The 14,362-nt window shown below is 41.7% G+C and carries 12 protein-coding genes and 4 tRNA genes; 12 read left to right on the top strand and 4 right to left on the bottom strand.

The genetic code is table 11. The annotated features are described in order from the left end of the window. Positions 1–172 precede the first annotated feature (172 nt). Together rnm and VCA1004_RS05040 are read left to right on the top strand one after the other, a co-directional pair. Positions 173–1,051 carry an RNase RNM gene (gene rnm / locus VCA1004_RS05035; protein WP_086984479.1) on the top strand — a complete coding sequence of 293 codons (879 nt, stop codon included), beginning with the start codon at positions 173–175 and terminating at the stop codon, positions 1,049–1,051. A gap of 75 nt (positions 1,052–1,126) precedes the next feature. Next, positions 1,127–1,747 carry an L-threonylcarbamoyladenylate synthase gene (locus VCA1004_RS05040; protein WP_086984478.1) on the top strand — a complete coding sequence of 207 codons (621 nt, stop codon included), beginning with the start codon at positions 1,127–1,129 and terminating at the stop codon, positions 1,745–1,747. 159 nt (positions 1,748–1,906) lie between these two features. On the opposite strand, the gene VCA1004_RS05045 is transcribed toward VCA1004_RS05040, so the two are convergent. Beyond that, a complete protein-coding gene (locus tag VCA1004_RS05045) occupies positions 1,907–2,317 on the bottom strand; it encodes a hypothetical protein (protein WP_086984477.1) in 411 nt (136 codons plus the stop codon). Between the two features lie 348 nt (positions 2,318–2,665). Between VCA1004_RS05045 and rluB the strand changes: the two genes are divergently transcribed. Then, positions 2,666–3,676: a 23S rRNA pseudouridine(2605) synthase RluB gene (gene rluB / locus VCA1004_RS05050; RefSeq protein ID WP_086984476.1), complete on the top strand. Its 1,011-nt coding sequence runs from the start codon at positions 2,666–2,668 to the stop codon at positions 3,674–3,676. A 176-nt stretch (positions 3,677–3,852) separates the two neighbouring features. Here the strand turns inward: rluB and VCA1004_RS05055 are convergent, their stop codons facing one another. The 3 genes from VCA1004_RS05055 to VCA1004_RS05065 all read right to left on the bottom strand — a co-directional run bounded on the left by VCA1004_RS05055 (position 3,853) and on the right by VCA1004_RS05065 (position 7,443). Next, complete coding sequence (locus VCA1004_RS05055) at positions 3,853–4,173, bottom strand: HI1450 family dsDNA-mimic protein (protein WP_086984475.1); 321 nt, start codon at positions 4,171–4,173, stop codon at positions 3,853–3,855. Positions 4,174–4,260: 87 nt separating this feature from the next. Then, entirely contained in the window at positions 4,261–4,830 is a 570-nt protein-coding gene (gene efpL, locus VCA1004_RS05060; protein ID WP_086984474.1) for an elongation factor P-like protein EfpL, read from the bottom strand. 234 nt (positions 4,831–5,064) lie between these two features. Then, positions 5,065–7,443: a DNA polymerase II gene (locus tag VCA1004_RS05065; protein WP_086984674.1), complete on the bottom strand. Its 2,379-nt coding sequence runs from the start codon at positions 7,441–7,443 to the stop codon at positions 5,065–5,067. Positions 7,444–7,853: 410 nt separating this feature from the next. On the opposite strand from VCA1004_RS05065, the gene uvrY reads away from it, so the two are divergent. From uvrY to VCA1004_RS05110, 9 genes are all read left to right on the top strand, one after another. Beyond that, positions 7,854–8,498 carry a UvrY/SirA/GacA family response regulator transcription factor gene (uvrY, locus tag VCA1004_RS05070; RefSeq protein ID WP_086984473.1) on the top strand — a complete coding sequence of 215 codons (645 nt, stop codon included), beginning with the start codon at positions 7,854–7,856 and terminating at the stop codon, positions 8,496–8,498. Then, positions 8,498–10,345, top strand: coding sequence for an excinuclease ABC subunit UvrC (gene uvrC / locus VCA1004_RS05075; RefSeq protein WP_086984472.1), 1,848 nt, complete (start codon positions 8,498–8,500; stop codon positions 10,343–10,345). The genes uvrY and uvrC overlap by 1 nt, the downstream gene beginning before the upstream one ends. Positions 10,346–10,390: 45 nt before the next feature. After that, positions 10,391–10,948 (top strand): CDP-diacylglycerol--glycerol-3-phosphate 3-phosphatidyltransferase, encoded by a 558-nt coding sequence (gene pgsA / locus VCA1004_RS05080; protein WP_086984471.1) that lies wholly within the window; start codon positions 10,391–10,393, stop codon positions 10,946–10,948. 548 nt (positions 10,949–11,496) lie between these two features. Continuing rightward, positions 11,497–11,570: transfer RNA gene (locus tag VCA1004_RS05085), tRNA-Cys, on the top strand. 24 nt (positions 11,571–11,594) lie between these two features. Beyond that, positions 11,595–11,670 (top strand) — tRNA-Gly (locus VCA1004_RS05090). Between the two features lie 83 nt (positions 11,671–11,753). Beyond that, positions 11,754–11,840, top strand: a tRNA-Leu gene (locus tag VCA1004_RS05095). A 29-nt stretch (positions 11,841–11,869) separates the two neighbouring features. Then, positions 11,870–11,945: transfer RNA gene (locus VCA1004_RS05100), tRNA-Gly, on the top strand. 561 nt (positions 11,946–12,506) lie between these two features. Continuing rightward, on the top strand, positions 12,507–13,115 hold the full coding sequence (locus tag VCA1004_RS05105) for a class I SAM-dependent methyltransferase (protein WP_086984470.1): 609 nt from the start codon (positions 12,507–12,509) through the stop codon (positions 13,113–13,115). 2 nt (positions 13,116–13,117) lie between these two features. After that, positions 13,118–14,212, top strand: a complete 1,095-nt coding sequence (locus VCA1004_RS05110) for an HNH endonuclease (RefSeq protein ID WP_086984469.1) — start codon at positions 13,118–13,120, stop codon at positions 14,210–14,212. Positions 14,213–14,362 lie beyond the last annotated feature (150 nt).

A 14,362-nucleotide genomic window follows, 5' to 3' on the forward strand; every position in this document is an offset into this window, starting at 1 on the left:
ACGAGCTACAGCACGATTAGGAATGATGTTATGATCTTGTAACATTGAGCTTGTCATTAATTACCCTGCCATTTAAAAATTCAGGTTGGTTCTTTTGAACTAGTAAACTAGTACATGGTTTTGAGTCAAGCATTTTTTTATTTTTTGTTTAAATTATTAACCGGTTATTAGCATGAGAATTGATCTACACAGCCATACCACCTGCTCTGATGGACGATTAACCCCAACACAGTTAATTGATAGAGCCGTTGAAATGAACCTTGATGTCTTGGCCATCACTGATCATGATAATGTGGATGCCATTACTTCAGCTCAGCACTATATTGACGATAAGGCATTGGCGCTACATCTAGTGACAGGGATTGAGTTTTCAACCGTTTGGCAAAACAAAGACATTCATATCGTTGGTCTTGGGGTGGATATTCATCACCCTGAATTGGTGACATTGATCAAGGCGCAAAAACAACGTCGTGTAGAACGCTCGGAATTAATGGCAGCTCGTTTAGCCAAACATACCAGGGAAGGGGTGTTAGAAGAGGTCAAGCTGATTGCTGGCGATGCTGCGATCACGCGTTCTCACTTTGCTAAATGGTTAGTTGAAAATGGTTATGCGAAAACCATGCAACAAGTGTTTAAAAAGTACCTAACCCGTAATAACCCGGGTTATGTGCCTCCGGTATGGTGTGGTATTGAAGAGGCTGTAAAAGCGATTCATGCCGCAGGTGGGCAAGCAGTGCTCGCACATCCTGGGCGTTATCAATTGACAGCGAAATGGTTGAAGCGTTTAATTGCTGCATTCGTTGACGCTGGTGGCGATGCAATGGAAGTTGCGCAGCCACAACAATCTCAGCAAGAAAGAAGAACATTAGCCGACTATGCCATTGCCAACGGGTTATTAGCCTCACAAGGTTCGGATTTTCATTATCCTTCCCCGTGGACAGAGTTAGGCCGTAATTTATGGTTACCCTCAGGTGTTGAACCTGTGTGGAAAGATTGGCAACAGATCGCTCATTTGCAGATTCAAGCAACCGCAATCAGTGAGTCTGAATAGCCAATATATTAAGATCTTGTCTATTCTTAATTGGATGGAATGAGATGTTAATTGTTATCTCAAGTAGGAGTATCAATGAGCCAATTTTTTTATTTACACCCAGAGAATCCTCAAGCTCGTTTGATTAATCAAGCTGTGGCGATTATTCGTAATGGGGGCGTAATTGTCTATCCAACCGATTCGGGATATGCCCTAGGTTGTCAGCTTGAAAATAAAAGCGCTTTAGAGCGTATTTGTCGTATTCGTAAAATAGATGATAAGCATAACTTTACGCTTTTATGCCGTGACCTTTCTGAATTATCACTTTACGCGCGTATTGATAATACTTCATTTCGATTATTAAAAAATAACACCCCAGGGGCGTATACCTTTATTTTCAAAGGCACAAAAGAAGTGCCGCGTCGTTTGATGAATGCGAAACGTAAAACCATTGGTATCCGTGTACCGGATAATAAAATTGCCTTGGATTTACTAGAAGCACTTGGCGAGCCATTAATGTCGACTACATTAATTTTGCCGGGTAATGATTATGCTGAGTCCGATCCTGATGATATTCGCGATAAACTGGAATATTCAGTGGATCTGATCATGAACGGTGGTTTCTTAGGTGAGCAGCCAACGACCGTGGTGGATTTCAGTGATGATGATATGGTGGTAGTCCGTCGTGGTGCGGGCGATCCAACGCCATTTGAATAATCAAAGCTCAAGATTGAATAATGAAAGATCACGTATAATAACAAGAAGCCCCTTCACACTGCGAAGGGGCTTTTTTGTCAACGTGTTACTCAAGCCTTAGATTTAATCAATTCTAGCTTTAATTAAACCTTGCTTTGAGTGAATCAAAGAGCACCGGCTTTAGAGCGTATTATCGAGCTCAGGTCGATTCCAACGTGATTTACCATAACGATAGTTAATCCAATATTGGATGGGATCAAGGGTAATCACGGTTAAAGCAGTAAAGGCATAGCGATTGAATTTGAGTGAGTACATGCTCAACACAAAAATCACCCCCATCAAAGCGGCCAACCAATAAATATCATATTCCATGGCCACGAAAAAACTGATGGTTGAGCCAATCAAATGTAAGGTAGACCACAAGCCCCACCAACGAAAACTGACAAAATCGTCACTTTGCTGATGAAAGTCTTCGGGTAGGTCACGAGCATAGCCAAAATCTTGCATTTCAAAGTGGTATCCACAATGAGGGCACATGTGTGCAAAAGGCGCTTGTTGACGTTGGCAGTTTGGACAATTCTCAGTGTTCATATTGATACTCATTAGGTTTAGCCTGTTGGCTCAGAAAGTGGGACTATCCGGCTTTGTGCTATCAGAATCAATAGCCTATGAGTAAAACTTTGATGAAATAAATTTCTAATCTCGAGTGGATTTTTTGATGTTATCCAATTGATATTAAAATGAAATGCGATTGTGTGAATCGAATTTTAAAAAAGATATTGTTAATGGTTAGAATCAGTTCCTGCGGCACAACATTTGATGTACAATTGGCCCCCATTTATCCATTTTAATTTATGATTGATGGCATAAATGAGATAGGTTTGTTCTTAAATATTGAACAGAAAGACGGCTGTGAAGTCGACGAAGATAGGTAATAAAATGAGCGAAAAGTTACAGAAGATTTTAGCCCGTGCGGGCAATGGTTCTCGCCGTGAATTAGAAGCGATGATCCAAGCCGGCCGCGTGAGCATTAATGGACAAGTGGCCAGATTAGGCGATCGTTTGGAAGATGAAAATGCCACCGTTCGTATTGATGGCCATAAAGTGTCAGTGAAAGATTCTGAAGAAGTGATTTGCCGTGTACTTGCTTACAATAAGCCTGAAGGTGAATTATGTACTCGCCACGATCCTGAGGGTCGTCGTACAGTATTTGATCGCTTGCCTAAAATTAAAGGCTCTCGCTGGGTCTCTGTTGGCCGTTTGGATGCCAACACAGGTGGGCTACTCTTATTCACGACAGATGGTGAGCTGGCGAATCGCTTGATGCACCCAAGTCGTCAAGTAGAACGTGAGTATTTAGTACGTGTTTTCGGTGAAGTAACTGAAGATATGGTAAGAAATGTCACAAATGGTGTAGAACTTGAAGACGGTAAAGCCCGTTTTGAAGATGTGGTCTACGCTGGTGGCGAAGGAATGAACCATACGTTTTACGTTATGATCACTGAAGGTCGTAACCGTGAAGTACGTCGTTTGTGGGAATCACAAGGCGTAACGGTTAGCCGTCTAAAACGTGTACGTTATGGTGATATTTTCCTTGAGAAATCATTGCCACGTGGTGGTTGGGTTGAATTAGAGCTCAAAGAAGTGAACTACTTACGTGAAATGGTAGATCTACAACCTGAACGAGAAAGTTTGATTGACCCTAATGCGGGCTCTCGTAAACGTGATCGTTCTCGTGGGCAAAAAATCCGTCGTGCCGTGAAGCGCCATGAAGAACGTGTAACCGCACCGAAAGGCCGTGGTCGTACTTCGACTCGTGGTAATGTGGCAACCAAAGGCACCACGACCAATAAAGCCAATAATGGTGAAGCCGTTGGTGGACGTCAGGCTAAACAGACGAATCGTCGTAAGCCTACCTCTGGCAATAATAAGCCGAGAACTCGTCAGTAACTCAGTACTAGTGATATGAGTAGACGAAAGACAGTTAAATAAAAAAGACCCATCACTACGATGGGTCTTTTTATTGAGCGCTAGATAAGAGCCGTTATTGATAACATCTGATAGCATCAAGTACGAGCCACCTCGCCGTTAATGACAAAGCGCTACGCTTAACTTAATGTCATAAATTAATCACGTTTCCAGAGAATATGGCAAAATTTATTGTCGGGATCTCGGCTGATCAGCATGCGTGCAAACACATCGTCTAACGCATCATCGGCTTCGTTGACCAAGCCAATTTTAACTTCAGCATAAGTGTCTTTATCGACCTCAAACCCGACATGTTGTGCCCAATCATCACCTGTCTCAACCACTTCAGCTGCGCCACGATCTTCAAATTGTGCTGTAAAAATGATGACGTCTGCCGCTTCAAGATTGTCTGGAGCCATTTCTAAAAATATATCGTAGCCGACTTCGATTACATCATCATAAGAAATTAAATCAGTCATGATTGCCTTTTGTTTTTTCAGGAAGTTGAAATAAAAAGCGGCACTAATTTAGCGCCGCTTCTTGGTGTATGGTTATCTTAGCAAAGATTAATCAGCACGGCTCATGAATTTACGTTCTGCGGTATTGATACGAATCTTTTCACCGCCGGCAATGTATTCAGGTACTTGAACGACAAGACCGGTTGTAAGCGTCGCAGGCTTAGTACGTGCACTTGCTGATGCGCCTTTAATCGAAGGTGAAGTTTCAACGATTTCAAGCTCAACACTGGATGGCAATTCTACCGCAACGGGTTTGTCGTTAACGATAACAACGTTCAAACCTTGAGTGTCTTCATTAAAGAATAACACTTCATCTTCAATGCTCGCTTTATTGAAGTGATATGGTGTGTAGTCTTCACTGTCCATGAATACGTACTCTTCACCATCGATGTAAGAGAACATGACGCTGCGACGGCTAAAATCCGCCAGCGTTAGAATTTCATCGGCTTTAAAGCTTTCATCGGCTTTAGCGCCAGTGGCGACATCGTACATACGCATACGGTATAAGCTTGCGCCAGCACGACCACTTGGTGTCAATTTGCTGATTTCACGAACTGAGAATACACGACCGTTGAGTTCAACCACGGCATTTTTTTTGATTTCACTTGCTTTAGGCATGATCTTTCCTGAATTGTAATTGAAAGAAAATATCGGCACCGATGTTGCAATCGAGTAGAGCGAATACTTTCTGGAAGCACAGAGGCTCTTTTGTGTTGCTGATAAAAATTGTTTTGCTGATAAAAAACATGGCAGAAAATATCATGATATTGCGCTGACGACAAAAAGAATTACTGCAATTGTGTGAGTTTTTTATCTCCAAGCCTCAATTGAAACAACCGCCCAGTTGATGTCTTAGAATAACCCCATTTGAGGGGCAATAATCGATTCAAAATCCAAGCCAATAAACGGCAGAATGGCATCGGCTACCGGTTTGATTTGTTTATCGATGTAATGCTGATAATCAATCGGACTGGTTTGATAATCTTTAGGCTCAGGGCCGTTTAAAGTAAATAAATATTCAATTCGACCTTTGTTTTGATATTGCAATGGCCGACCAAGCCGCGCATTGTGCTCATCCGCCATGCGAGCCGCTCGCACTTGTGGAGGAATGTTTTTTTGATATTCACTTAATTTCCGACGTAGACGTTTTTGGTAGACCAAGTCATCGTCATAATGGCCATTTTGAGTATCTTGAACGTATTGGCGGATAAAATGTTGAGGGTCTTCATCATGGAAGATCATGGAATACAACTGCTGCTGAAAGTGATGAGAAAGCGCTGTCCAATCGGTTCGCGCACTTTCAAGCCCTTTAAAAATTAATTGCTCTTGACCATTTTTATTCATCAACCCGCAATAGCGTTTTTTCGAGCCGGTTTCAGAGCCACGAATGGTTGGCATTAAAAAACGTTGATAATGGGTTTCATATTCTAGCTCTAAGGCGGAGTTGAGTTGATATTGCTGATGAATATGTTGCGTCCACCAATGATTAATCTCGGTCACTAGCCTTTGCCCAATTTCATCGGCTTGCGCTTGAGAATGGGGTTGAATTAAGGAAACAAATAAGGAATCGGTGTCGCCGTAGATCACTTGATAACCTTTTTGTTCAATCAGCACTCGGGTTTGTTTCATTATTTCATGACCACGCATGGTGATTGAAGAGGCTAAACGGGTATCAAAGAAACGACAGCCGGAAGAGCCGAGCACGCCATAAAACGAATTCATGATGATTTTGATGGCTTGAGAGAAGGCGGCTTCATTATTTTTTTTGGCTACATCACGTGCCGCCCATAATTCTTCAATCATTTTCGGTAAAAAGTGTTGGGTGCGGTGAAACTGTCCCCCACGAAAACCTGCTACCGCTTGATGGGGTAAAGGCCCCAATTCCTGTTTTAAACCTTCGACCAGCCCCATAGGATCGATGAGGAAAGTGCGAATAATCGAAGGGTAGAGCGATTTAAAATCTAATACCAGCACCGAGTGATACAGACCAGGGTTTGAATCCATCACATACCCCCCAGGGCTTGCAAACCAGTTTTCTGAATGCAAATTAGGCGCAATATAACCCGCACGATGCAGTTGCGGTAAATACAAATTGGTAAAGGCGGCTACTGAGCCTCCGACGCGATCGAGTTCCAATCCGGTTAATCGTGAGCGCTCAATAGCAAAATCGAGGAGGTGAGTTTTTTCAAAAATACGCGTGACTAGCCGACAATCTTGCAAGTTATACGTAGCGAGCGCGATTTTATCTTCGCGAAATTGACGGTTAATTTCATCCATGCGATTGAAGGGGTCATGAATGATTTTGCCTTCACCGAGTAACTGTTGAGCCACTGCTTCTAACGCCCAAGAAGTAAAATGATAAGTAGCGGTCTTTAACGTATCAATGCCATCGAGTACAACCCGCCCCGCAATAGAGACAAAGCCTTGTTGAGTGGTATTAGATTGCCTGAAAAAGAGTTTTTGATTGCCCCGACCAAGAGTCAGCGGCAGTTTATGCCATTCGGCTCGTTTCGCCAGAAGTCGGCAATCAAAATCAACGACGTTCCAACCGATGATAATATCGGGGTCAAAGTCTTGAAACCATTCAATCAGTGCTTGAAGGAGTTGATATTCATTCTCCACCCATTGAATTTGGATATCCGTCTCTTGTTCAATAGGAGAGCCTATCATGATGACTCGGCTGTCCATGAGTGAATCTAAACCGATTGAATATAAAAGGCCTTTTTCTGAGCATTCAATATCCAGTGAAACAACGGATAATTTAGGTTGATAGGTGGCGGCCTTGCAATGAGCTTGAGAGACTTGCGTATAGCCTTTTCGTAGTGAATATTGCCCGGTAAATTGGATAGCACCCCGAATAAAACGCTCCATTAAATAGCGATCCGTCACGCGAATGTCGTCTTCAAAGGTGATGATTTCTGCTTGGTTTAATAATTGTTTGGCTTGATTTGCATGATAAATATTAGAGAAGTAGCAAGCGGCAATGGCTTGTTGTTCAAAGGTATTGAGCGCTAAAGAACGGATATTGGTGTGAATGCGATTGGTGTGTAATAGTGTTAATGCGCGCTGCTGATCGGCTTGCAAAATAAAAAAGACACTTTGTTCGGCAGGAATCAAGAGTTGTACGGGGCCTTGGTCGCTAGCAACCCATATTTCTATTTGTGTCTGCTGAGGATTGCCTACATCACGGGCTTGTCGAGTTAAAACAAAACCAGTGTGAGTGCTTGTTATATTATCCAAGTGAATGCCTGTATGTTACATGTAATATTTAATGACAATAATCAATTGCATTAGCCAATAAACAACAAATTAGTGTGATAAACCAGAGAGATAACCTTAAATTAAAATTAAGGGTCAATTACCGATGTTGTGATAAAAATGTCATTATATAGTAAATTCGAACTTGCATTATTAGCCAAACCATTAATAATGCTTAGGTAATTGTTTGATTTTGTATATCCTAACTCAAGCATCCTTACATCGAAAGCCAACAATATACGTGTTATCCCACGTGGCTTAACCTTAAAAAGAGGGCTGTTGACATAAACCGTCCTTTTCTGAGCTAAAAATAGGATAGAATAGACCATCAGCAAACGCTTAGTAGGCTGATTCAGCGATAATCCAAGTGTGGAGATACAAGAGTGATAAATGTTTTCCTTGTAGATGATCACGAACTGGTTCGCACAGGGATTCGACGTATTATTGAAGACGTCCGTGGAATGAAAGTAGTAGGGGAAGCTGACAGTGGTGAAGATTCTGTAAAATGGTGCCGTGCTCATTATGCGGATGTTATTTTAATGGATATGAACATGCCCGGTATAGGCGGCTTGGAAGCCACTAAAAAAATACTGCGTTTTAATCCAGATATTAAAATAATTGTTTTGACCATACATACTGAAAATCCATTTCCAACAAAAGTGATGCAAGCAGGAGCCGCAGGGTATTTAACCAAAGGCGCAGCCCCTGACGAGATGGTGAATGCAATACGAATGGTGCACAGCGGGCAACGATATATCTCACCAGAAATTGCCCAGCAGATGGCGTTGAGTCAATTCTCTGCACCTTCAGATAATCCTTTTAAAGAGTTATCTGAACGAGAGTTACAAATCATGTTAATGATAACGAAAGGGCAGAAAGTAACGGATATTTCCGAACAGCTCAATTTAAGCCCTAAAACTGTCAATAGTTACCGTTATCGCTTATTTAGTAAGTTAAATATCAATGGCGATGTGGAATTGACTCACTTAGCAATTCGTTACGGCATGATAAATACTGAGACGTTATAGTGTCGTCAGTGTTTGATCCTAACGCCTTTTTAGCGACGGTTTCTGAACAGCCCGGTGTTTATCGTATGTATAATGCCGAGGCTGAAGTTATTTACGTAGGCAAAGCCAAAAATTTGGTTAAGCGTCTTTCGAGTTATTTTCGTAAAAATCTGGATAACGAAAAAACCAAAGCGCTAGTCAGTCATATTGCAAAAATTGATGTGACGGTGACGCATACCGAAACCGAAGCCTTGATCCTTGAACATAACTACATCAAACAATATCTTCCCAAATATAATGTGTTGCTTCGGGATGATAAATCCTACCCATATATTTTAATCACCAAACATAAGCACCCACGCCTTGCTTATCATCGTGGCGCCAAAAAAAGGAAAGGCGAATATTTCGGGCCTTACCCTGAAGCTGGGGCGGTACGGGAAACACTTCATTTATTGCAAAAAATCATCCCGGTACGTCAATGTGAAGACAGTATTTACGCCAATCGGACTCGACCTTGTTTAATGTATCAAATTGAGCGTTGCTCTGGGCCATGTGTTAAAGGCTTAGTCAGTGAAGAAGAGTACGCTGAAAGTGTTCATTACGTGCGCTTATTTCTTCAAGGCAAAGATGATCTAGTGATTAATGCTTTGATCCAAAAAATGGATGAAGCTAGCCAAAGCTTAGCCTTTGAAAAAGCAGCCAAATACCGTGACCAAATTCAAGCGATTCGTCGAGTACAAGAACAGCAATCGGTATCGAATGACAGCGCAGAAGATATGGATGTTATCGGTTTTGCCAAAGAAAATGGTTTAGCTTGTGTGCATATTTTGATGATTCGCCAAGGGAAAGTATTAGGTAGCCGCAGCCATTTCCCCAAGATTCCAACCAATACCGATGAGCATGAAGTCTTTTCTAGCTTTTTGAATCAGTATTATTTAAGTCATAATGAAGCGTCGACCATTCCCAATCGCATTACTTATGATGTTGATTTAGTGGAAGATGAGATTCCTTTACAGGCGGCATTAACGGAGATCGCCGGGCGTAAAGTGACCTTTCATGTTAGCCCGCGTGGGATTCGAGGGCGCTACTTAAAACTGGCCAATACCAATGCTCGAAGTGCTTTGACTGCAAAAATTAGCCATAAAATGACGGTTAATCAGCGAGTGAAAAAGCTGGAATTAGAGTTGGGAATGGAGCGAATCGAACGCATGGAATGTTTTGATATTAGCCATACCATGGGCGAAAGTACGATAGCCTCTTGTGTAGTGTTTAATCGTGAAGGCCCGGTTAAGCAAGAATATCGTCGCTATAATATTCAAGGCATTACAGGCGGTGATGATTATGCGGCGATGGCGCAAGTATTAGAGCGTCGCTACTCTAAGCAGCTTTATACCGATGATCATTATGCGGAAAAAATTCCAGATGTGATTTTTATTGATGGTGGTAAAGGACAACTGAATCGAGCTTATGAGATCATTCAAAAATACTGGCAAGATTGGCCTAAAAAACCAGAGTTGATTGGTATTGCTAAAGGTGTGACTCGTAAACATGGCTTGGAAACGCTCATTAAAGTCACTGGTGAAGAGTTTTCTATGCCGAGTGATGCTCCGGCGTTACACCTCATTCAGCATATTCGAGATGAAAGTCATAATCATGCGATCAGTGGTCATCGAGCTAAAAGAGCTAAAACTCGACGCACCAGCACATTAGAAGGGATTGAAGGGGTTGGTCCAAAAAGACGACAAGCCTTGTTAAAATATATGGGTGGTATTCAGGAATTGAAGCGAGCCACTGTAGAAGAAATAGCCAAAGTTCCTGGGATCAGTAAATCTTTGGCAGAAATCATTCATGAAGCATTGAAACCATAGCCGTTTTAACGCAACATTAAGCCGCACTCTCCAAGAGACGTAATTATGCGATTTACTATACCTAATATTTTAACTTTACTTCGACTTGCGTTAATTCCGGTTTTCGTAGTTATTTTCTATTTACCTTATACTTGGGCTCCTTTTGCTGCGGCAATGGTGTTTTGGGTTGCAGGTTTTACCGATTGGCTTGATGGCGTACTTGCTCGAAAACTGGGTCAAACCAGCCGCTTTGGGGCATTTTTAGACCCTGTTGCTGACAAAGTGATGGTGGCGGTGTCATTGATTTTAATTACCGAGCATTACCATACACTGTGGATCACGATTCCAGCTGCAACTATGATTGCCCGAGAAATTATTATTTCTGCTTTGCGAGAGTGGATGGCAGAGATAGGCAAACGCGCAAGTGTAGCGGTCTCTTGGATTGGAAAGTGGAAAACCCTCTCACAAATGTTTGCTTTGTGGGTACTGATTTGGCGCTATGATGATTGGATGATTTGGTTAGGCTATATTGCACTTTATATTGCAACGGCACTAACGTATTGGTCTATGTATCAATATCTAAAAGCAGCCAAGGGGGATTTATTGGCCGGTCAAGATCAATAAACCCATTGAGTTATTGAATTATTGAAGAAAGCCTCGCATATAGCGGGGCTTTTTCTATTTTAGCAAAGGGAAATATCAGCTAACTCCTCAAGTGATTGCAAGTAGACTGGTTAAATAACTAGCCACTCTATAATTAACTTCTTTTATAAGTGAAAAGTGAAACGCAGTTATCAAGCCTTTTAACGAGTAGGGATGATTAAATAATTAGTACGATTGGTATGAGTATGAAAATAAATGATTTATTGATTTTTTCATCCAAACGGTGCTTTTTTAATGAAATAAAAACGATTTCACCTTTTATTACTGTGATTAATCACTCGTTTTAGCCTTATTTTGATTCAGATAAACCGAGTATAAGTAAGCGTTTATCACTACTTAGCCTTATTTTTTGTTATTAAATTGACCAATCTAACGGTTTTTGTTTATAAAGCAGCCAAACGAATTAAAAATTAAAAAATAGTGTTGACGTGTCTCGAGGAATCCGTAAAATGCCACCCCGTACTCAAGAGGAACGCAACTAAGTTTGCTGCTTTTCCTCTACAAGGTAAGGCGCCTTGGCAGAGTGGTTATGCAGCGGATTGCAAATCCGTGGACCTCGGTTCGACTCCGGGAGGCGCCTCCATTATCTTGTTTTATTTGAGTCAATGCGACACTAGCTCAGCTGGTAGAGCGCAACCTTGCCAAGGTTGAGGTCACGAGTTCGAACCTCGTGTGTCGCTCCAAATTTTGCGATATGGATTTTAATAATCGATATCAGATGGTGTTCTAACTTTTCGGTTAGGTGCATCGCAATAAAGAATTGCGTGCCCTGGTGGTGGAATTGGTAGACACAAGGGATTTAAAATCCCTCGGCGTTCGCGCTGTGCCGGTTCAAGTCCGGCCCGGGGCACCATCTATTAAAGTCTACGCTCAGTAGCAAATGCGACACTAGCTCAGCTGGTAGAGCGCAACCTTGCCAAGGTTGAGGTCACGAGTTCGAACCTCGTGTGTCGCTCCAAATAGAAAAGCCCCGATCAGAAATGGTCGGGGCTTTTTGGATCTTAGGCTCTTGATGTTTTATGAAACCAAATAGAGCGCAACCTTGCCAAGGCTGAGGTCACGCCTAGTTCACAAGAGCAGGGAACCTCGTGTGTCGCTCCAAATAAAGAAGCCCTGATCAGAAATGGTCGGGGCTTTTTGGATCTTAGGCTCTTGATGTTTTATGAAACCAAATAGAGCGCAATCTTGCCAAGGCTGAGGTCACGCCTAGTTCACAAGAGCAGGGAACCTCGTGTGTCGCTCCAAATAAAGAAGCTCTGATCAGAAATGGTCGGGGCTTTTTGGATCTTAGGCTCTTGATGTTTTATGAAACCAAATAGAGCGCAACCTTGCCAAGGCTGAGGTCACGCCTAGTTCACAAGAGCAGGGAACCTCGTGTGTTGCTCCAAATAGAAAAGCCCTGATCAGAAATGATTGGGGCTTTTTGTTATGTAGATCTCTACATTTTCTTTATCTTCCATCGCCATATCTAATTGAGTCATATATCATTATAAACAAATGACTTACCTATGGTTTTTCTATGCCTCAAACCCTCGATGTTTATAACCAAAAAGCTAAGCAATTTGTTGACCAATATGATTCCGTTACTTTTGAATCGGTTCATCAGTCGTGGCAGCAATATTGGCCTCAGTCAGGTGATAAGGTCTTGGATATAGGCGCTGGATCTGGACGTGATTCACGTTGGTTTTTTCATCAAGGTTGCTCTGTTGTGGCTGTCGAACCTTGTGAAAATTTGCGCCAATTAGGACAGAAAAACTCGCCAAGCTCTATTCAATGGATTGGGGATTATCTACCAGATTTAACAAGTGTTGAGGCGTTATCTCAATCATTTGATCTGATCTTATTATCTGCGGTTTGGATGCATATACCACTTGAATCACGGCCAGCTTCATTAAAGGCTTTAACTGAACGATTACATGTTCAAGGTAAGATCGTCATTACATTGCGTCATGGTGACTTTGATGATGGTCGAGAGGGGTATGATGTCTCGATTAAAGAAATTGAACGCTTAGCCAATCAAGTCGATTTGATGATATGTCTACAATCTGGCTCTGATGATGCGTTACAGCGTAACTCAGTGGTTTGGGAAACAGTTGTCTTAAAACAACGGATAGAAAAATTAGAGTGAATATGACGTTAATTCTCCATCAACAGCAGCATCTAGATTTTATTGCTTATATTCAACGCTTACTTGTAGAAGGGGACTTTTCTGCAACGTATAAGTTTGCGTTATTGCATGCGCTAGCGGATGTGTGTGTTGAACAACCGTTGATATATGAAAATAGCGAATTAAATGTTCCACTCGATTTGCTTGCTGAAAAACTTATCGTGTTGTATTGGCACCATGCTGTACCATTTTCATCCGAGCACACTGGTGAAATGGCGCTGCTTAAACAAAATAGTGGTGGGCAATCTAAAGTTATTTCGGTGCTTTATGAATGCCAACAAAATAACATCCGTAGCTTACGGGCATTAAAACAAAGTGCGTATTGGTCGAGTGTATTTAAAGCCGCTATGAAAACCTTAAAAGATGGCCCACTTTGGCGTTTACAAATTCTTGCTAAACAAGAAGAGTGTTTTCTTTACCCTCATATTAAAGGTCAATCATACATTACGCTAAAACCGGGCATTGCTTCCTGTTTTCGACGTTTTTACGATTTGGTTATCTATTTAGCTAAAAATTCGTGGCTACAAAAAATTCAGAGTATTAAGCATAATCAAAGCTTAATTGGCCCACAAAGTCAGTTGCATGACTTTCTATTTGGCTTAGATCGCAATGCTCTAAGCAAAGCCAAGCCAGTGCTAGAAGAATTACAGCAAGGCCTGTGTTTCTACTGCCAAAAGCCGTTAAATCGCAACACAGAGGTAGATCACTTTATTCCTTTTGCTCGTTATGCCAATGATTTAGGTCATAATTTTGTCGCAGCCCATCGGGCTTGTAATAACAATAAACGTGATTTTTTAGCTGCTCAAAAACATAGAGAACACTGGGAAGATCAAAACCTAGTACAATTTAAAGCAACGATTGAATCTGAGTTGAGTGCTTATTTTCATTGCGATGCCGATAAGTCTCGTGCGGTAAGTCATTGGGCCTATCAAGTCGCCCAAAATAATGGTGCAAAGCTTTGGTTGGCAAAAGATAGCTTTGAATTAGCCACAAGTCAGCCATTACAATATGGCCAATCATTCGATTTGGTGGCTGAAAAACCAGCTCAATATAAATAGCTGAAAATGTGTTAAATACAAAGCCCGAGTCACAAGCATTGAACCATCTATGCCGATAAAAACGGCATTTGTCCCCAGCAAACAGATTAATTGCCCTCAATCATACTCATCAACGGCAGTTACGGGTATCATTCACACTTTACCGTGAAA

The sequence above is a fragment of the Vibrio aphrogenes genome (assembly GCF_002157735.2).
GTDB lineage: Bacteria > Pseudomonadota > Gammaproteobacteria > Enterobacterales > Vibrionaceae > Vibrio > Vibrio aphrogenes.

Bases quoted from the DNA above. Each gene is read 5' to 3' on its own strand.
- pgsA (WP_086984471.1), top strand. From the start codon at position 10,391: ATGCGATTTACTATACCTAATATTTTAACTTTACTTCGACTTGCGTTA.
- VCA1004_RS05055 (WP_086984475.1), bottom strand. From the start codon at position 4,173: ATGACTGATTTAATTTCTTATGATGATGTAATCGAAGTCGGCTACGAT.
- rnm (WP_086984479.1), top strand. From the start codon at position 173: ATGAGAATTGATCTACACAGCCATACCACCTGCTCTGATGGACGATTA.
- efpL (WP_086984474.1), bottom strand. From the start codon at position 4,830: ATGCCTAAAGCAAGTGAAATCAAAAAAAATGCCGTGGTTGAACTCAAC.
- VCA1004_RS05045 (WP_086984477.1), bottom strand. From the start codon at position 2,317: ATGAACACTGAGAATTGTCCAAACTGCCAACGTCAACAAGCGCCTTTT.
- VCA1004_RS05110 (WP_086984469.1), top strand. From the start codon at position 13,118: ATGACGTTAATTCTCCATCAACAGCAGCATCTAGATTTTATTGCTTAT.
- VCA1004_RS05040 (WP_086984478.1), top strand. From the start codon at position 1,127: ATGAGCCAATTTTTTTATTTACACCCAGAGAATCCTCAAGCTCGTTTG.
- rluB (WP_086984476.1), top strand. From the start codon at position 2,666: ATGAGCGAAAAGTTACAGAAGATTTTAGCCCGTGCGGGCAATGGTTCT.
- VCA1004_RS05105 (WP_086984470.1), top strand. From the start codon at position 12,507: ATGCCTCAAACCCTCGATGTTTATAACCAAAAAGCTAAGCAATTTGTT.